This window comes from Pseudomonas sp. TJI-51, from assembly GCF_000190455.2.
GTDB lineage: Bacteria > Pseudomonadota > Gammaproteobacteria > Pseudomonadales > Pseudomonadaceae > Aquipseudomonas > Aquipseudomonas juntendi.
Window position 1 is genome coordinate 1 of record NZ_AEWE02000030.1, and the last position, 19,205, is coordinate 19,205.

Genomic DNA, 19,205 nt, shown 5'->3' on the forward strand with positions numbered 1-19,205 from the left:
TCGTACTGGTAACGGCGGTGAATCGGGTTGTAGGCATGCACGACCAGCAACGAGGTGTTAATGCCGGTGTTATGCACTTGCGAGAGCTTGTCCGCTGGCAAGGTCGACGCAAACTGCCAGGCCTTGCGCCCCATGGCGTCATAACCGAAGCAACTGGTGAGCTTGCCCTGGGTGCGGTACACCTCGCGGTGCAAATCATCGCGCTCCATGTCGCTGATCACCTGGCCATCCAGGTTCAGTTGGTGCAGGTGCCCACTGCCGTAATACAGATGATTGAGCTTGCGGCCATCCGGCAGGGTCAGCGTGGTCAGGTTGCTAAGTGGGTCGTATTCATAGTCCAGTGCCCCACTTGGGGTCAGTTCCTGGGTCAGTCGCCCCAGCAGGTCGTAGATGTAACCTAGCTTTTCATCGGTGATGCCCAGCTGCTTACCCGCGCTTGTTGGGTGGCGCTGAATGCTCAGTAACCGGTCAGCCTCGTCATACTCGAAATCTTGCCGTGCATCGCGATTGACCTTGGCCATCAAGCGGCCAATGGCGTCACGCTCGAACAGCGTATGGCGCTCCGGACGTTCGCCGCTTTCGCCATAGCCAATTTCGTCCAGGCGCACCAGATGACCACCGGCGTCGTAACTGAAGCGCCGGGTCAGGTTGTCCACCCGCACCTCTTCGCTCAGGCGGTCCGACGCGTCATAGGCAAAGCGGTAGGCCGCGCCGTTCTCGTTGACCAGTGCGGTCAGGCGCAGGGCCTTGTCATACTCGTAGCGGATCCACTCGCCCTTGGCATCCTGGCGACTGCTGGGCAGGCCGCGCGAGGTGCGTTGCAGGTAGGTTGTCTGGCCTTTTCCATCGGTGTGCTTCAGCACCTGGCCAAGAGTATTGTAGGTAAAGGTTTCCGCAGTGCCGTCCGGATGATTGATACGAAGCACTTCACCATCGGGCTTGCGTTCCAGCGTAGTGGTCTGGTTCAACGCATCGGTAACGGCAACCAGGTGCTGGCGTTCGTCGTAGCGGTAGTAGGTGCTTTTGCCCGAACAGTCCTCGAAGCGCTCGACCTGCGCGTAGGCATTCCACCACAGATACTTGGACTTGAAGTTGGCATCGATGATCGTGTGCGGCAGGCCGTCATCGCTGTTGAGATACCGGGTCTTGTTACCCAGCGGGTCAATCTCGGCAACCAGGTTGCCTTTTTCGTCGTAACGCGCCTGCCAGACGCTGCCGTCGGGGAAGCGGGTTTCGGTGATGAGTGGCGTGGTGCGGTAGTGCTTGTAGCTGATCTTGCGACCCAGCGGGTCGGTTTCCTCGATCAGCCGGGAGAATTCGTCGTACTTCAGGGCGAGGCGATTGCCATCAGGCAGCTTGATGCCGACCAGATTGCCGGAGGTGTCGAAGTCCATGCCATAGCATTCACCGCCGAAGTCACGGCTGCCGATGACGCGATTATCCTCGTTGTAACGGATTTCCAGTTCACGGCCCAGCACATCGGTCGCCCAGCTGGTCCGCTGGGCGAAGTCGTATCGGAAGTGATAATGCTCGCCGTCGCTGGTCCAGTGCTCGACGACGCGCGGTTTGCCGTCGTGCGTCTCCCAGCGGTATTCGCAGATCAGGCCCAGAGCGTTACTGTGCCGCGTCATGAGTTTTTCAGCGTAGCCGAACTGGCGTACCGAATCGCCGTTGCGATTGATCACTTCGGTAAGCTGGCCATTGTCGTCGTAACGGTAACGCACCAGCGTTTCAACGGCGCTATCACCGACCACGCGCTTCACATCGGTCAGGCGGCCCAGTGGGTTGTCGTAGTGCAGGTGGACACGCACCGCCCCTGGTGCGGTGATATCCGTCAGGCGGCCATCGGCACTGTAGGTGAAATGCAGATAATGCCCGAGCGCATTTTCCAGGCGCTGCAAAGGCGCGCGCGAATTATCATTTGGCACCTCGCCAAAATAGAAAAATACGTTATCGAGCGTTTGCAGAAGATAGTGCCCGCCCTGGGAGCGCACGAGATGAATACGCTCATGGGGGTTATAGATGCTCTCGCCTGGCTCCAGATCAATGAACGGAACACTGCGACCTTGGTTGTCGGTCAGATAGACGAACCCGCCGCCACGACGCAGGCTTTGTTCCCAGGGCAAAATCCAGCCCTGCCCCAGGGCACTTTCCACGGTGAGGTCACTGGCATAGAAACGAGACCATTCAATAGGCATCAAGCCTGGCAACACGAAGTCCGTTTCATTGGCCAGAAGCTTGCGGCCGTTGGTCATGTCGACCGGGTTGCCTGTGAAGCCACCGATAGCCCGCTCCACCGCAGGGCCGATGATGAAGCGCCCTGCGAGGTAGCTCGCTGCAATGGTCAAGCCTGTCTGCAGCGCACAGGGGCCGGCTGCCTTGAGGCCCGCTTGCAGGCCCAGGCGGTAAACCGCAACGACGTTTCTGCCCATGGATGCGACGATCATCAAAACGTCCACCGTAACGCGCAACCATTCGGGCACTTCTTCGTCAACAGGCAGGTAGCGTGTAGTGCCACCACCTATGAACACATTGTTAGACCCGCCGGCAATCTTCGCCCCGCAGGTGAGCGCGTCACCCTTGCGCGCAGCAGCTACACCATTGATGAACACATTGGACGAGCCTTCCGCTACCAGCACGGTCGCCGGATGCTTGTCACACTTGGCGATACTCTGCTCGGCATGGGCAGCGTTGCGTTTGTTGATGAATACATTGGGAGAGCAACCGTCGAACTCGATCTGCCCCGCTGGCGATTTGAATGATGACCCTATCTTTTCGCCGATCATCGGTACGGCGCTTGCTCCCAGACCAACGATCATGGCCAGCAGGAACCCACCCAATCCACCGGTGCAGATAAAGAAAGCGCCTGCAGCGGCAATTGCCAACCCAATCACCGCCCCAGCAAGAAAACCAGCCAGGGCACCGGTGTGTTCAATCTCGTCACCCCAACGCGCAGCTTCGAACATGAGGTCAGTCCTGAGCGGCGTTATCGGAGGTTTCTGCGGTGCTATGGCGCGGTTCGAAGCTCATCAACAACTGCAACCAACTTTCGTCCTGCTTGCTGCTAAAGTCGGCCTGGCTGGTGGTGGAAAACACCAGAATACGCCCTGGGGCAACCTCGAAAGCAGCCTGACGCTGATACAACGGCCGGCCATCATTCAAGTAATACGCATCGATCTGAACACCTGCGAGCGGCTTACTGGCAGAGAGTTGCGCCGGCTTTTTGCCCAACAGGGTGTAGCCGCGAAGCTTGGCCGCAATCAACTTAACCTGACGATCGATGTACGCTTTCATATCCTCTGCTGGAAGCAGATTGTCGCGCGAAAGTGTGATATTCAGAGGTGCGGGAATGCTGTTCCCCAGTACGAACATGTTGACCGTACGATCTTGGAAACCTTCCGGCAACGTGATAGAACCTTCCTGCAGTTGATAGTCCATTGATTGTAAATTCCATGAAATCGTGATGTGAGTTTGAGTATTACTCGGCTGTCATGCCGGCAAGCATCGCGTCGAATGCGATCAGCCAGTCAGCCAGTTGTGATTTACTCGGGTCGATCACAGTAGAGGCACTGAACCACTCGCGCCCGTTACCGTCCGCTGAAACGATGATCGTGCAAACGGAGCGACCGTGACGGCGCTCTTGGCCAACATTGAACTGGTAGTCAAGGCTGATGGCAGGGTGGCCGGCCAATGCCGTTGAGACCTGGCGCACCAAATCAATCTCTGAATGGCTTTTACGCAGCTCGTTGGTAAACAACTCCACCGCCTTATTGAGTTCAAGCCCTTCAGGTGCACGCCGGCGACGGGCGTCAAATTGCACATGACAACCCGCGAACTCCAGCGTGGTATTGATATCGCGAAAAGCGAAACCCTGTGGCATGAGCAAATTCAAACCTGCAATGCACAAGGCATTGTTCTCTGCATCCATGACCAGCGCGGGTGGCTGCCGCAGGACCTCGACCGCAGCTTCCGCTGCGATGCGCACCTCCTCTGCGTCCTGCCGAGCGAGCGCCTCGGCAGCTTCACTCCTCTGTGAGAGCCTGTCGTAGATATTGCCCTTGATAATCACACTTCGCCCTACTCGTTGATATCGACACGATCACCTTTGACAAAGGTGTTCTTGCCGAGAATGTCGATGCTGTCTGCTTCGATGGTTATTTTGTCTGGCTTGATCGTGATCTTGCTGGTGCCGACCTCGAGCAGGATGCTTTCCATGGCGCTTACCTGAATGAGGTTGTTGTCCACCTTCAGCGTGTAACTACCGTTCGTGACGTTCACCACCGTGTCTTGCTTGATTACCTCATGGTGCGTTCCACCTACCTTGATCACTCGGTTGTTGCCTACCTCATGGCGCTCATCCAGCTCGATCTCGGTATCCATGTTGCGCTCGGCATGCATGATGATCTGCTCGGCGCCGGCCTTGTCCTCGAAGCGGAAGAAGTTGGCGGTACCGCCGTCACCCTTCATCGACCGGGTCAGGAACCCACTCTGGGTCTTATTCGCCGGCAGCGCCCAAGGCGGGGTGTTGGTGCTGTTGTACAGGCTGCCCATGATCAGCGGGCGGTCCGGGTTGCCGTCGAGGAACACCACCACCACTTCGTCGCCGACGCGTGGGATCTGGATGCTGCCGAAGCCGCCGCTGGCGCCGGATTGGGTGACGCGTACCCAGCAGGAGCTCTGATCATTGAACTCACCGTTACGATCCCAGTGGAACTGCAACTTCACCCGCCCCAGTTCATCGGTGTAGATCTCTTCGCCGTGTGGACCGACAACAATGGCAGTCTGGGGGCCGCTGATGCCCGCCCTTGGGGTGCGCAATGCAGGGCGGAACGGGATTTTACGGCGGATGCAGCTGAAGCTGTTGCGGTAGCCCGCTTCGCCATCGTTGGCGTAGTTGTTCTGCCCCCAATGGGTGACGGAAAGCAGCAGAAACTGGCGATCGTCCGGGGCGTCGTTGTCGTGATCGTAATGCTGGCTCAGCTCGAAGTAACGGCCAGGTTCCATGGCACGGCAATTACTCTCGCCATGGAAGGTCTTGCCGTCGACCTCCATCGCCTCCAGCCGACGACGTGCCTTGCGCATGCCTTCATCGGCGTCGGCATAGCCGTAGAGGCCTTCATATTCGAAGACCTCGTACTGGCCAACCTCACCCTGCTGGTTGACGGAGTTCAGTTGCACCAGATGCGGGTTACCGGGTTGCTTGTAGTCGAAGGACTTGAGGGTCAGGCGGGTTGGCTGCATCCGTCGCGCCGACGACCACGCCGTGATCGAGTCGGCGGTTTCGGTGACCGAAGCACTGTGGTAGCGGATCAGCGGCTGGCGCTCCAGCTGCGGCAGCATGCTGCTGTCATCGCTGATGATCATGCGATGGCCTTCCTGGGAGTGCTCGAAGGTGAAGAACAGCCCTTCCTGCTCGAGCAGGCGCAGCACGAAATTCAGGTCCGATTCCTGATACTGCGTGCAGTAGCTGATTGGCTTGAGCGGCTGGCTCAGGCGGAACTCATGCTCGGCCAGGGACAGGTAGTAATCGAAAACTTCCTTGACGATCTGCTCAGTGGTCTTGTCCTGGAAGATGCGTGAGTCGCGGCGACGGCTGAGAATCCAGATCCAAGGCACCAGTTCAGCGGTGTAGTTGGCAATACCGCCATCCGCACCGGTGTGCACGAAGTCCGACACGTGCGCGCTGATGTACCTTGTGGTGCCGTTGGCCAAGGCAATCCCCAACGTGACTTTCTTGCCGATGAGTTTCTTCAGTTCGATGCGAGCGTCTTGCGAAATGAGGTGTGCCTGGAAGCTGAACAACTCCGAAATCGCCTCGCGGCCGCTGAAGCTGAGGAGTTGCAGTTCTTGCTCGGGAGGCAGTGGAGAATCGAAGGTGAACAGGCGCTGATGCTGGGTGAGCATCGACTCGAGGGCATCCGTAATCATATCAATGCATCCTGCATCAAGCTGGAAATCTCACAATGAAAACGCGCTTGGCCGGGAGCTGTCAAATGATGGCAATAAGCCAGGCTGCCTCACCACGAGGACAAAAGCCGCGTGCAACAGGTGGATCATGGGCCTGTATATCAGTGGACACTTTCTTGATTAATCACATCGGAATATGTCCTCCGGTTTGATCTGCTGGAGGTCTGGAGTGTAGGCTCCCTACGCCTAGCCATGAGGCAGTAGATCGCGAATATCAGGGAGAATCGCCATGAGCGTGAGCGAAAGCCAACTCAGCCAGCTCGACCGGGAGATGGACCAGAATCACCGGGAAATGGTGATCATGTCCATTGAGGATTTTCATGCACAGGCCCAGTTTGCTCAGCAGGCACATGGCGCCACGCAATCGCCGCAAGTCTGTACGCGCACACAGGGCGATATGCTGACCGGCACCTGGCACGGCGTGAAATCCACCTACAACGGCCTGCCTCACACCTTCGTCAATACCACCTGGGGTGTGCCCGCGGCCATGGCCGCCTGGGACGCGAAAAACACCGCCAGTTTCATTCGCGACATGAACGGGTTGGGCACAAAAGTACGCTACACAGTGCGCAATGGTAAGCAGTACGTCGTTCTCACCGGCTACCCTGGCCTGCGCAAGACACTCAACGCGCCACGCTATGGCATCCAGAATGCCAAGCTCGTCAGCATGGGCATCGGCAAGTATGGAGTGCGCGGTTCGTCCATCAAAGGATTCAAGCTTTCGTGCTACGTGGCGGTGGCCATTGAAGTCGCAGAATGGATATTTGCCGACGAGCACGTCATGAGTGACCTGTTTGGCGGCGTTGGCGTGGAACTGATCAAGGCCGGTATCGCCTCGGCACTCGGATACGCCGCGGCCCTGGCTGCTGGCGCCCTGTTCACTGCAGCCGCCGCACCAGTCATTGCCGGGGCGCTCGTGGTATTTGCCGTAGGTCTTGGATTGAACGCACTCGACAATCACTTCGGCATCAAGAATGCCGTTAAGGCGGGTTTACGCTATGCCGTGGATCATATCGAGGCCATTCACAAGACAATCACCGAGATCAAGCCGGACGACCTGCGTCGCTACGCTGAGGAAACCGTCGCCAACATCGCAGGCAGGATTGCCGACGAGCTTTACGATGAGGCCAAGTCGTGGGTCATCCGTAAGCTGCGCCCCGACGGGATAGACTTGCCTGCATGGCCAGACGCCCCCAGGCTGCCATCGATGCCCTCATTGCCATCGCTCCCAACGTTCAACCTGCCTAAGTTCTGAGAATGAATACACGCTCCTCACAAATTTCACCCGGGCTTTCCCCCCTCAAGATGAGGCTGCTGGCCGTCGCCATGTTCATCGCATTGCTCCTGGTAGGGGCCGTCTCGCTTTATGCCTATACCAACTACCTGTTCCCGCTGTACGGCAGGCTGCTTCGTGGCGCTCCAGTCGTGGAAACACCGTACCTCGCGTTCGGCCTGCTCATGGCTCCACCGGCACTCGCCATCCTGCTCATTGGCAGCGCGATCTGCGCCTGGACCGGCAAGAAGTTCGACCCACCCCCTGCATCCCGGCTGCACCGCTTCCAGGCGTTGATGTTCGGGATATCGATTAAAACACTGATCTATGTAGTACCTGCGGTGATGGTTCTGACTACGGGGGCTTTGCTGGCCAGGGGTTACACGCCCTGCTCGAAGCTGCTGATATCGGGTTCTGCCTGGCAGTTGTTCTGGGTCAATGATGACCGGGTGTGCTTCAAGCCGGATCACTACATCAACGACAACTGGCCATGCAAGGTTATCGACGGCAAGGACGTTTGCGTCCAGGTCGACGGGCGGTAAGTTGCCTACCTTGGCCAGGCTCAAAGTGAGTACGGCGGGAAACCGAAAAGGTAACAGTTGATAAGCCGCAGCGACCTGGAGACGGGGCGTACAGTGGCGCCCCTCCGGTCTACACACACTCAGGCATTAAATGGACAAAGACACACTGAAAATTACAGCCAGAGCGCTTCGCGAAAAGCTTGAGATTCTCAAGGACCAGAATCCTGACGCCATGACCATGCTCAACCTACTTCGCGACCTTCTGCTGAAATCTGAGAACGGTGACATCCACACACCTTTAGAGGCGCGAGACATCCCTTGTTATCGCTACCTACCTGAAACAAACCTACGAGACGATCATGAGCTTAGCGAGGCTTTTGCCAAATTCTATATGGCGTTAATCAAGGGACAAGAATGGAGTTCATTTAAAAAATTTAAAGCCAGAAGTAACACGCACGAATAGAACCTGACATTGCACCCTTATGGTTTTCATCACGAGGGCGGCGTGCAAGGGATGTGATGCAGATGGCAATCGATTTTACCTTGCAGCGAAGGCGTTCGAGGAAAATGACCCCGAACTGGCTAAAGCGCTGAAGGACGCCTACTACGTCGCTATTCAGGCCTATCGTAGATACGCTCATCGAGCTCATCGCGCGGCGGCGCCAGCTCGAACAGCCGGCTCGCCAACCTACGAATATGCTGCGACCAAGCCACCTTGGCCACCCACTCCGACGGCATGCCCGATACCCCGTAGAGCGCCCCGCAATCTGCCCTGCCGCTGCAGCGACACTATCGGCATCATCGGCAAGGTTGGCAGCCAGCAGTATCGCATCCCTGAAATTGTTGGTATTCCAGACAGCCCAAAGCGCGGCTTCCAAGGTATCGACCACATATCCCGACGAGCGAATGTGTTCGCGAGATTTGTGCGTGTACTCCCCCGCATTGATGATCGTGGGTCTCGGCTGCAGCGGCCGCACCCTGGGTGTCAACGCCTCGACCTTGTCTGCGCCGTTGAGCGCCAGGTGCAACTGGCCAGCGAACAGCTTGCAGCAATCCTGAACTTCGACGGCGCCATGGGTCACGCCGCTTTGGGTGACGCTCTCCCACCAGCTTGCCGAGAGCGAATGACGCCTGTAAATAGCCGTAGGCGCGAGGCGTATCAACGAACCATTGCCTGCGGTCGAGGCCTCGATATTGCCCATCCAGCCAAGCCCTTGGGCCTCCCACCCTTCCAGGGCTCGGCGGGTGACATTGCCGATGTCGAAGCAGCGGTCATTGACGCTGTTTTCGCCGTGCCGCTACCAACGCACCAATGCATCAGCGAAGGTTGCGAAATCGAACTTGCCTTGGCTGGCGTAGGCGTCCGCCAGGCACAGGGCCATACTGGTATCGTCGGTTCACTCACCAGGCGCCAGGCGGAAAGGACCACCGCCGACCATATCGCTGACATGCCCTTGATCACGCCGCTGGAACTCCAAGGTCGTGCCTACCGCATCACATGCACGCTACTGGCAACGACATGCCCAGGCAGGTAGCCATGCCCAAGTGATGGCCGCTAACAACCCACCTCGGAGGTGCTTCTCAGCATGAAATTCAATGACACCTACACAAGCCGCGAGCACCGCTTTGCACTCGGGATAGAATTGGCTTCGCAGCAGTGCTACCTGTCCATCCCAGTCAGCAATACCTTGGTCGATTACGAAGAGTATTACCGCATCGACAAGGCCCGATACGAGGCCTGGCTACAGGAACCTTCGGCAGCGCTGCCCATGGTTGTTCGATGCCGCCGCCGCGAACTGGACCACGCCCTGATGATGCAACCCGGCGCCCAGCGTGGCACGGCTGACCCGTGCATTCGCAACCTGACGGAGATCTCGGCGGTGTTGGCACGAGCAGCAACCTTGCTGCTGCGCGATGGCGGCTACGCAAGCTGGGCCAATACCCTTCTGGGCTACCGTTCACGGCTGCGCAGCGATACCCAGCAGGTGCGCCTGAGCTTGTTCGCGATGCCTCGCGGCATGGGCACGCTCAGCGATGCCGTACTGTATGAAAACGGCGTGCTGTTGGTCGAGGCCACCGATGAATTACATGCATTGCTAGGGTGCTTGTGGGAGTGGGGAATCCAAGGTCGCATCGCCGGCGCAAAGTCGCTGTAGCAACCCATACGGACCCACTTCGACGCGGCATATTCCGTCGCATTGCCATCACGAAAACACGCTGCGATGAAAGACAGGCATGAACGGCGTTGCACTGAAAAATGCGACGCAGATCACTTTTTGAAAAAATATTTTCACGCCCATTTTTACCGCGATCTTTGCACCTACTACCCCTAATTTTGCGGGTCAAAGCCCCATTCCATGTGCTCGAAACCTGCGCGCAATGTCATGACGCCATCATTGCACCACATCACAAAACGGGGAAAAAATCGCCACCCTTGCGGGAACTTCTTTCCCAGCGAGGTGCCCTACTCGGCATTACTGGCAACACGATATTCATGTGCCAGCACTCGAATTTGCCGCAGCTGAGAGGCGCGATATTCAGGTCCACGCCATTGGCGTTTCAGGACGATTTGCAGGCACATGGACGATGCACCGATGACACAGACATTCGATGTCGAAGCACTGATCAAGCTGCGTAGCCAGACGCGGGCGATCTCCGATGCGCTGAAAGCGCAGGCGGCCGATTACCTGGCCACCGTGGCGCCGCTGATCCGTCCGCAAAGCCTCTTTGGCGAATACCTGCAGGGCGCCCAGCGCAGCAGCGGGCGCGAAACCCAAGGGCATTTCCAGGCGCTTATCGAACTCTACGAGCGCATTGGTGCCGCTGCCCCGTTCCAGCTGGTCAGCGAGCTGGAAGTGCCACTGAACCTGCTCAGCACCACCCCCGAACTGTTCCCGCTGGAATACGACAAGGTCCTCGAACAGAGCGGCCAGGTCATCCGCATCACCAGCCCCACGCGCTGGGTGGTGGGCTTCCACGCCTTCGATCTGGCGCAGTTTCGCAACGTCATCAAAGACCCCAACCGCAGCAGCGCCGAGCTGTACCGCTTCGTGGTGCACTACCTGGTGCTGTTCTATTGCCTCAGCAAGTCCCCGGGCCTGGGCCGGCTGTTCGAAGGCCTGCGCTACGGGCTGAGCTTCGAGCGCCTCAAGGGTTTTGGCGACTTGCCTTTCTGCGTCATCAGCGCGCCGGTGCGTTCGGAACTTCCGGACGATTCGGTCATCCGTAGCAGCACGCAGATTGCCGGCAACACCAGCTTCGAAGAGCTGGTGGGCCGCGACAACATTCTGGAAATGAACGACGAGATCCGTCAGCGCCTGCTGCGGACGATCGAAGGACTGTAACGCGCAGGGCCCGGATACGGGCGGCGCAATGATTCGCAGCGAACTGCTTGCACTGGAGAATACGATGGCGAAGAAGGAAAGCACCCAGCACAAACTCGACCGCGTCCGCGCGCCCCGGGTCCATATCACCTACGACGTGGACATCGGCGATGCCATCGAGAAAAAGGAGCTGCCCTTCGTCGTCGGCGTACTGGGCGACTTCTCCGGCAACCCGCTGGAGCCATTGCCCAAGCTCAAGGACCGCAAGTTCGTGTTCATCGACCGCGACAACTTCAACGGCGTGCTCAAGGGCATCAAGCCACGCCTGACCTACCGCGTCGACAACACCCTGGCCAAGAACGGCACCCAGCTGGGCGTCGAGCTGAACTTCAACAGCCTCGAAGACTTCGAGCCGCAAAACGTGGTGAAGCAGGTTGAACCGCTGCGCAAGCTGCTGGAAGTGCGCAATAAGCTGGCAGACCTGCGCAACAAGATGGGCGGCAACGACAAGCTCGAAGAGCTGCTGATGGACGTGCTGCAAAACACCGAGAAGCTCAAGACATTGGGTAAGGAATTCGGCCGTGAGGCTGAAGTGAAAGACCCATCCAGCAGCGACCGCGCCTGAGCAGGAGCCCGAACATGACTGACAAGCAAACCGCACCGCAACAGGCCGGCGACCTGGTCGAGGTAGAAAGCTTCGCCCCACAGGCCTCGCTGCTCGACAGCATCATCTCGCAAAGCCGCGTGGCCCGCTCCGACACCGAGCGCAATCGCACCCGCGACCTGATCGGCGAACTGGTGAACCAGGTGCTCGAGGGTGAGATGACCCCGAGCAAGGACCTGATCGCCGTGCTCGACTCACGTATCGCCGAGATCGATTCGATGCTCTCCGAGCAGATGAACGAGATCATGCACGCCAGCGAATTCCAGCAGTTGGAAGCCTCCTGGCGCGGTCTGAAGTACCAGGTCGACCAGACCGAGACCAGCACCACGCTGAAAATCCACCTGCTCAATGCCTCGAAGAAGGACCTGGTGCGCGACCTGAAGGCCGCCAGCGAATTCGACCAGAGCGCACTGTTCAAGAAAGTCTACGAAGAAGAGTACGGCACCTTCGGTGGCGCGCCTTTCGGCATGTTGATCGGTGACTACGAGTTCAACCGCAACCCCGAAGACATGTACCTGCTGGAGGAGATCTCGCACGTGGCCGCGGCGGCCCATGCACCGTTCATTTCGGCTGCCTCCCCCGAGCTGTTCGGCTGGGACTCGTTCACCGAAATGTCCGGCCCGCGTGACCTGGCGAAGATCTTCGACACCGTCGAGTATGCCAAGTGGAAGTCATTCCGCGCCTCGGAAGATTCCCGCTACGTCGGCCTCACCCTGCCGCATGTGCTCGGTCGCCTGCCGTATGGCCCCGATACCACCCCGGTGGAAGAATTCAACTTCGTCGAAAGCGTCGACGGCCGCGACCACAACAAGTACCTGTGGATGAACGCTGCGTACGCCCTGGGCACCCGCGTTACCGATGCCTTCGCCCGCTACGGCTGGTGCGTGGCCATCCGCGGCGTGGAAGGGGGCGGGCTGGTCGAAGGCCTGCCGACTCATACCTTCAAGACCGACGATGGCGAAATTGCCCTCAAGTGCCCGACCGAAATCGCCATTACCGACCGCCGCGAAAAAGAGCTGTCGGACCTCGGCTTCATCCCGCTGGTGCATTGCAAGGGCACCGACTACGCGGCGTTCTTCGGCACCCAGTCGGCGCAGAAGCAGAAGCAGTACAACACCGACATCGCCAACGCCAACGCACGCCTGTCGGCACAGCTGCAGTACATCTTCGCCACGTCGCGCATCGCCCATTACATGAAGGCGATCATGCGCGACAAAATCGGCAGCTTCGCCTCGCGCATGGACGTGGAGCGCTTCCTCAACCAGTGGCTGGCCAGCTACGTGCTGCTCGACGATACCGCCAGCCAGGAAGCCAAGGCCAAGTTCCCGCTGCGCGAAGCCCGCGCCGAGGTTTTCGAAGTGCCCGGCAAGCCAGGTGTGTACAAAGCCGTGACCTACCTGCGCCCGCACTACCAGCTGGACGAACTGACCGCCTCGCTGCGCCTGGTGGCCGAGTTGCCGCAGGGCGCCCGCGGCTGATCAGCCGCTGTGTACAGGGATGACACATGAGTAACCAAGCCCGGCTGCTGCCCTCGCTGCTCGACCGCCTGCTGGACGACCGCCCTCACCAGTCGGCCGAGCCGGCCGCGCAGCGTACCTGCTCACTGGCCGAATACAAGGCCAGCATCGTGCGCGACCTTGAAGTGCTGGTTAACACGCGCCAGTCGCTGGTCGCCGAAGAGCTCGAGGGTTTCAGTCAGCTTGAGGGCTCCATCCTTGAATACGGCATGCCTGACTTCATAAGCCGCAGCGTACTCGACCCGCACGATCGCCGCCTGATCCAGCAGCAGCTGGAGCGGGCGATCAGCACCGGCGACCGGCGCTTTCGCCGGGTGCGGGTTCAGCTGTTGGCCCAGCAGAACGGCCACCGCATGTTGACCTTCCGGGTAGACGCTGTATTGCGTCTGCAGGATATCAGCCGCCAGGTGTCATTCGACGCCGTGCTGCAGGTCAACACCCAGGAATACAAAGTACAGAACCTCAACTGATGCTCGACGAACTGCTGCCCTACTACGAAAAGGAACTGTCGCACCTGCGCTTCCTCGGCCAGGAGTTTGCCGCGCAGTACCCGAAAATTGCTTCGCGGCTACTCATCGAGGGCGACAACTGCGAAGACCCGCATACCGAGCGCCTGATCGAGGCGTTTTCGTTCCTTTCCGCGCGGGTGCATAAAAAACTCGATGACGAGTTTCCGGAAATCGTCGAGTCCTTCCTTGAGGTGCTGTACCCGCACTACCTGCGCCCAACCCCGTCGATGTCGATCGCCGAGCTGAGCCTGGGCAAGCACGAGAAGGTGACCGAAGCCTACCGCGTGGCGCGCCATACCGAGATGCATGCCAACGCCGTTGAGGGCGTGGTGTGTAAATTCCGCACTTGCTACCCGGTTGAGTTATGGCCGATTGCCGTGCAGAAGGCCACGTTCGCCGAAATGGAGCGCTCCGCTTTCAACGGCCACAGCGCCGACCTGGTCGCCCGCCTGAGCATCGATCTGGCCGCCACCGGCGACGCCCTGTTCGGGCAAATGCAAATCGACCGCCTGCGCTTCTTCCTCGACGGTGAAGCAACGCTGATGCTGCATTTGTACGAGCTGCTGTTCAACAACCTCGCCAAAGCGACCCTGAGCTTCCACGACCAAGGCCGCAGGCGCGAAATCGTGCTGCCAGCAGGTGCCCTGAGCGCTGTAGGTTATGGGCGTGACGAAGGCCTGGTGGACTATTCCGAACGCTCGTTCCTGGGCTACCGGCTGTTGCACGAGTATTTCACCTTCCCAGACAAGTTCATGTTCTTCGACCTCGGCGGGTTCGCTCGCCCCCTGAATGGTCAGGCCGTGGAACAGGTACAGGTCAATTTCTATTTCAGCGACTACGACCTGGGCGACCGCCTGGCGCGGCTGAGCCAGAACATCGGGCGCAACAACTTCAAGCTCAACTGCACGCCAATCATCAACTTGTTCCGGCAACAGGCCGAGCCGATCAAGCTTACCCATACGCGGCACGAGTACCCGGTCACCCCCGACACCCGCCTGCACAATGCCGCAGAAGTGGTGTCGATCGATCGGGTACGGCGCGTGCGCAAACTGGGTGGCATCGACCAGGTCGCCACCTGCCAGGCATTCTTCGAGCCGCGTGGCGAGCAAGACCCGCACACCAGCTTCTGGATCGCCCGCCGGCGCAACCAAGGCGATGCCACAGCCATGAGCATCCGCGTGGTCGACCGCGACCTGGAGCTGATAGACGCCAGCAGCGATACCCTCAGCATCAGCCTTACCTGCAGCAACCGCGATGTGCCGCTGATGCTGCCTTTCGGTGGTGAACGCGGTGATTTCAACATCCCGGCCAACTCGGTGATCAAGGACATCCGCTGCCTGCGCAAGCCCACCGCCACCATGCGTGTGCCACTGGGCAAAGGCCTTATCTGGCGGCTTATTGCGCACCTGTCGCTCAACCACCTGTCGCTGGTAAGCCAGGGCCGCGAAGTACTGCTCGAGTTGCTGTCGCTCTACAACTACCGCAACGTCTCGGCCATTCGTAAACAAATCAACGGCATCAAGGCTATCGCCAGCGAACCGGTGGTTGCGCGTATCGGCCACCCGCGGCCGAACTTCGTGCGCGGTGTGGGTATCACCCTGACGCTGGACGAAAGCCAGTTCACCGGCAGCGGTGTGTTCCTGTTCGGCATGGTGCTGGACCATTTCTTCGGCCAGTACTGTTCGATGAACAGCTTCACCCAACTGACGCTGCGTACCCAACAACGAGAAAAGAGAGTCGTCCAATGGCCAGCACGCACTGGCGATCAGCCCCTGGTCTGATCGATCAGGCCCGAGCCGAGCCGCACCGATTCGAATTTTTTCAATTGGTGCGCCTGCTTCGCCTGCACTACAGCCGCACCGGGCGCATGGACCTGGCAACGCGCCCGCACGAAGACCCGCTGCGTTTTCGCACCCAGCTGTCCCTGGCGTTCCCGGCGAGCGAAGTCAGCGACTTGCATTTCGAACGCGAGGGCAAGGTTTCGCCTGCCGGCCGGCCGTTGTCGGAGGTCCAGGTGACCTTCATGGGCCTGGTAGGGCCGTCTGGTGTGCTGCCACGCCCGTACACCGAGCTGCTGCTGGAGCGGCACGTACAGTATCGCGACGATGCTGCGCATGCGTTCCTCGACATGTTTTCGCACCGCATGACCACGCTGTTCTACGAAGCCTGGCAAAAATACAAGTTTCATATCGAACACGAGCGCAACGGCACATCGCGCTTCGACGGCTACCTGCTCAACATGGTGGGGTTCGGGCCCATGGCCCAGCGGCTCAAGTTCGAGCAGCAGCCCACGGCGCTGCGCCGCGAGCTGTTCAGCTACTTTGCCGGCCTGCTCAGCCAGAAGCCACGCAACGCCCTGAACCTGGAGCGCATGCTCGGCTTCTACTTCGCGCTGCCGATCAAAGTCCGCCAGTTCGCCGGGCGCTGGCTGCGCCTGCAGCCGGAACAATGTACCCAGCTGGGGCGGCGCAATGCCCAGCTGGGCCACAGTGCCGTGGCCGGTAACCGGGTCTGGGACTACCAGTCGTGCATCCGCATCGAGCTCGGCCCGCTTGGCCTGGCCGATTACCAACGGTTCCAGCCCGGCACCGCGTGCTACCGCAAGCTGGTCGAGCTGGTGCGCTTCTACCTGGGTGCCGAGCTGGATTTCGAAATTGCCCCGCGGCTCAAGCCCGAGGCTGTACCACCCGCCCAGCTCGGTCGCACAGGCAACCTTGCCCTGGGCTGGCTGGGCTGGCTCAAACGCCCTGGCCGTGACGCGGAGCCATCGCGTTGCGCCGTCTTCCACATTCCTTACGATGGGGTCGCCTTGTGAACCTGAAGTCTTTGTTCGCCAAGCTCAACGAAACCAGCCGCACGGCGACAGAAAGCGCTGCAGCCCTGTGCCTCTCGGAGCAACACTACGACGTGGAAGTCGAGCACCTGCTGTTGCAGCTGCTCGATGCCGGCGACACTGACCTGGCGCCAATCCTGCGCCACTACGATGTGGTCGCCGAGCGCCTGCAGGCGCAACTGGTAACGGCCCTGGGCACATTCAAGAAAGGCAACACCCGCACCCCGGCGCTGTCGCCACATATCACCCGCATGATCGAACAGGCCTGGCTGCTGGCATCGATCGAGTACGGCGTCGCGCAAGTACGCAGTGCCCATCTGCTGCAAGCCCTGCTGGACGATGCCGAACTGCATCGCGTAGTGGTCGCCTCGGCCCCTGAGCTGGAGAAGATCAACCCAGACGACCTTCGCCTGAACCTTGCCGCCCTGGTCGAGGGCAGCGCCGAATCGCGCCACGCCAGCGCCTTGGCTGGCCCAGCGGCACCGGCCCCTGCCACGGGCAAGGCTGGCGGCAAGACCCCGGCGCTGGACCAATACACGGTCAACCTTACCCAAAGTGCCCGCGAAGGCCGCATCGACCCCGTGCTTGGGCGCGAATTCGAGGTGCGGCAGATGGTCGACATTCTCACGCGCCGCCGGCAGAACAATCCGATCCTCACCGGTGAGGCCGGGGTGGGCAAAACAGCCGTAGTCGAAGGTCTGGCCCTGCGCATTGCCCAAGGCGACGTGCCGGCCGTGCTCAAGGATGTGGCACTGCATACCCTCGACCTGGGGTTGCTGCAGGCGGGCGCCGGGGTCAAAGGTGAGTTCGAGAACCGCCTCAAGGCAGTGATCGAAGAGGTCAAGCGCAGCCTGCACCCGATCATCCTGTTCATCGATGAAGCCCACACCCTGATCGGCTCCGGTGGCCAGGCGGGGCAAAATGACGCCGCCAACCTGCTCAAGCCTGCGCTGGCACGTGGCGAGCTGCGCACCATCGCCGCCACCACCTGGGCCGAGTACAAGAAGTACTTCGAAAAGGACGCAGCCCTCGCCCGCCGCTTCCAGGTGGTCAAGGTCGAAGAGCCGGATGAAGACAAAGCCATCCACATGCTGCGCGGCCTGCTAGGCAAAATGCGCGAACACCACAAGGTGGCGGTCATGGACGAAGCGCTGGTGCAGGCAGTGCGCCTGTCCAACCGCTACATCACCGGCCGCCAGCTACCCGACAAAGCTGTCAGCGTGCTCGACACCGCCTGCGCACGCATCGCCCTGGCGCAAACCTCGCAGCCTGGCGCACTGGAAGACTGCCGTCGGCAGATCGACAACCTGCAAGCTGAAATCAGCGTGCTGGGCGACGAAGCCGGCAAAGGCCACGATCATGCCCGCCGCCTCGGCGAACTGCAGGCTGCCTTGCAAGCCGCGCAGTTGCAGGAGCAGCAACTGAACACCCAGTGGCAACAGGAACTGGCACTGGTCGAACAGCTCAAGGCGCTGAGCGCCGCCAGTGAAGCCGACCCCGCGCAGCTCAATGCCCTGCGCAGCGAACTGGCCCGGGTGCAAGGCGACCAGCCACTGGTGCATGCCTTGGTCGACAGCGGCGCCATCGCCCAGGTCATCAGCGGCTGGACCGGTATTCCGCTAGGCAAGATGCTCCGCGACGAGATCGATACCGTTCAGCGCTTGCCTGAACTGCTGAGCCAGCGCGTACTGGGCCAGGACCATGCCCTGCACGAAATCGGCAAACGCATCAAGATTTCCCGTGCGCGCATGGAAGACCCGAACAAACCGATCGGCGTATTCCTGCTGCTTGGCCCCAGCGGCGTCGGCAAGACCGAAACCGCCCTGGCCCTTGCCGACACCCTGTATGGCGGTGAACGCAACCTGATCACCATCAACATGTCCGAGTACCAGGAAGCGCATACGGTATCGAGCCTCAAAGGCTCACCACCGGGCTATGTCGGCTACGGCGAAGGCGGCGTGCTGACAGAGGCGGTGCGCCGCAAACCGTACAGCGTGGTACTGCTGGACGAGGTGGAAAAGGCTCACCCCGATGTACTTGAACTGTTCTTCCAGGTGTTCGACAAAGGGGTGCTGGACGACGGTGAAGGCCGCGAGATCAATTTCCGCAACACGGTGATCATCCTCACCTCCAACACCGGCACCGAGCACATCATGCACACCTGCCTGAATGCCGAGCAGCAGCCCACCCCCGCAGCCATCATCGAAGGCCTGCGCGGTGAGCTGAACCAGGTATTCAAGCCAGCTTTCCTTGGCCGCCTGAGCATCGTGCCGTTCTACCCGGTGCAGGACCAGGTGCTGGAGCGCATCGTCGCGCTCAAGCTCGAGCGCATCGCCAAGCGCTTCGCGCGCAACCACCAGGCCGAACTGAGCTACGAACCGCCGTTGGTGAAGGCCATCGCCGCACGCTGCACCGAAGTCGATAGCGGTGCGCGCAACATCGACAACATTCTGTCCCAGACCCTGATGCCAGAGCTCGCTCAGCGCGTGCTAGAGCGCATGGCCCAGGGCACGCCCATCGAGCGCCTGGTCATCGAGCTGGGCAGCGATGGCGATTTCGCCTATCGCCTGGCCTGACCCGCACCCGGAGGTTTTTGCC

At 60.0% G+C, this 19,205-nt stretch carries 15 protein-coding genes and 2 pseudogenes; 12 read left to right on the forward strand and 5 right to left on the reverse strand.

Going from position 1 to position 19,205, the window contains the following annotated elements:
* The 4 genes from G1E_RS06730 to G1E_RS06745 all read right to left on the reverse strand — a co-directional run.
* Positions 1–2,966: DUF6531 domain-containing protein (locus tag G1E_RS06730; RefSeq protein ID WP_047149722.1), on the reverse strand; the 2,966-nt coding region annotated here is incomplete at its 3' end.
* Between the two features lie 4 nt (positions 2,967–2,970).
* On the reverse strand, positions 2,971–3,438 hold the full coding sequence (locus G1E_RS06735) for a DcrB-related protein (protein ID WP_009686752.1): 468 nt from the start codon (positions 3,436–3,438) through the stop codon (positions 2,971–2,973).
* Positions 3,439–3,478: 40 nt separating this feature from the next.
* Positions 3,479–4,069 (reverse strand): hypothetical protein, encoded by a 591-nt coding sequence (locus G1E_RS06740; protein WP_009686751.1) that lies wholly within the window; start codon positions 4,067–4,069, stop codon positions 3,479–3,481.
* A gap of 8 nt (positions 4,070–4,077) precedes the next feature.
* Positions 4,078–5,928, reverse strand: a complete 1,851-nt coding sequence (locus G1E_RS06745) for a type VI secretion system tip protein VgrG (protein ID WP_009686750.1) — start codon at positions 5,926–5,928, stop codon at positions 4,078–4,080.
* Between the two features lie 268 nt (positions 5,929–6,196).
* Here G1E_RS06745 and G1E_RS06750 point away from each other — a divergent pair, with 268 nt between their 5' ends.
* The 4 genes and pseudogenes from G1E_RS06750 to G1E_RS30150 form a co-directional block, all read left to right on the forward strand.
* On the forward strand, positions 6,197–7,222 hold the full coding sequence (locus G1E_RS06750) for a hypothetical protein (protein WP_009686749.1): 1,026 nt from the start codon (positions 6,197–6,199) through the stop codon (positions 7,220–7,222).
* A 50-nt stretch (positions 7,223–7,272) separates the two neighbouring features.
* The gene (locus tag G1E_RS06755) at positions 7,273–7,782 is read left to right on the forward strand and encodes a hypothetical protein (RefSeq protein ID WP_009686748.1); all 510 of its coding nucleotides are present in this window, start codon (positions 7,273–7,275) and stop codon (positions 7,780–7,782) included.
* A 130-nt stretch (positions 7,783–7,912) separates the two neighbouring features.
* Entirely contained in the window at positions 7,913–8,224 is a 312-nt protein-coding gene (locus tag G1E_RS06760) for a hypothetical protein (RefSeq protein ID WP_009686747.1), read from the forward strand.
* A 19-nt stretch (positions 8,225–8,243) separates the two neighbouring features.
* Positions 8,244–8,345: pseudogene (locus G1E_RS30150) on the forward strand (hypothetical protein); the annotation flags it as partial.
* 28 nt (positions 8,346–8,373) lie between these two features.
* Here G1E_RS30150 and G1E_RS06765 read toward each other — a convergent pair.
* A pseudogene (locus G1E_RS06765) lies at positions 8,374–9,257 on the reverse strand (ADP-ribosylglycohydrolase family protein); the annotation flags it as partial.
* A gap of 90 nt (positions 9,258–9,347) precedes the next feature.
* Here G1E_RS06765 and G1E_RS06770 point away from each other — a divergent pair.
* The 8 genes from G1E_RS06770 to tssH all read left to right on the forward strand — a co-directional run bounded on the left by G1E_RS06770 (position 9,348) and on the right by tssH (position 19,183).
* Positions 9,348–9,917 carry a hypothetical protein gene (locus tag G1E_RS06770; RefSeq protein WP_009686745.1) on the forward strand — a complete coding sequence of 190 codons (570 nt, stop codon included), beginning with the start codon at positions 9,348–9,350 and terminating at the stop codon, positions 9,915–9,917.
* Positions 9,918–10,355: 438 nt separating this feature from the next.
* A complete protein-coding gene (locus tag G1E_RS06775; protein WP_033691266.1) occupies positions 10,356–11,105 on the forward strand; it encodes a hypothetical protein in 750 nt (249 codons plus the stop codon).
* A 64-nt stretch (positions 11,106–11,169) separates the two neighbouring features.
* Positions 11,170–11,709 carry a type VI secretion system contractile sheath small subunit gene (tssB, locus tag G1E_RS06780; protein ID WP_012272397.1) on the forward strand — a complete coding sequence of 180 codons (540 nt, stop codon included), beginning with the start codon at positions 11,170–11,172 and terminating at the stop codon, positions 11,707–11,709.
* A gap of 14 nt (positions 11,710–11,723) precedes the next feature.
* Complete coding sequence (tssC, locus tag G1E_RS06785; protein WP_009686743.1) at positions 11,724–13,226, forward strand: type VI secretion system contractile sheath large subunit; 1,503 nt, start codon at positions 11,724–11,726, stop codon at positions 13,224–13,226.
* 26 nt (positions 13,227–13,252) lie between these two features.
* Positions 13,253–13,735, forward strand: a complete 483-nt coding sequence (gene tssE, locus G1E_RS06790; RefSeq protein ID WP_009686742.1) for a type VI secretion system baseplate subunit TssE — start codon at positions 13,253–13,255, stop codon at positions 13,733–13,735.
* Positions 13,735–15,555, forward strand: a complete 1,821-nt coding sequence (gene tssF, locus G1E_RS06795; protein WP_009686741.1) for a type VI secretion system baseplate subunit TssF — start codon at positions 13,735–13,737, stop codon at positions 15,553–15,555. Before tssE ends, tssF begins: the two co-directional genes overlap by 1 nt.
* On the forward strand, positions 15,519–16,589 hold the full coding sequence (gene tssG / locus G1E_RS06800) for a type VI secretion system baseplate subunit TssG (protein WP_009686740.1): 1,071 nt from the start codon (positions 15,519–15,521) through the stop codon (positions 16,587–16,589). The genes tssF and tssG overlap by 37 nt, the downstream gene beginning before the upstream one ends.
* Positions 16,586–19,183 carry a type VI secretion system ATPase TssH gene (tssH, locus tag G1E_RS06805; protein ID WP_009686739.1) on the forward strand — a complete coding sequence of 866 codons (2,598 nt, stop codon included), beginning with the start codon at positions 16,586–16,588 and terminating at the stop codon, positions 19,181–19,183. The genes tssG and tssH overlap by 4 nt, the downstream gene beginning before the upstream one ends.
* The last annotated feature ends 22 nt before the right edge of the window (positions 19,184–19,205 follow it).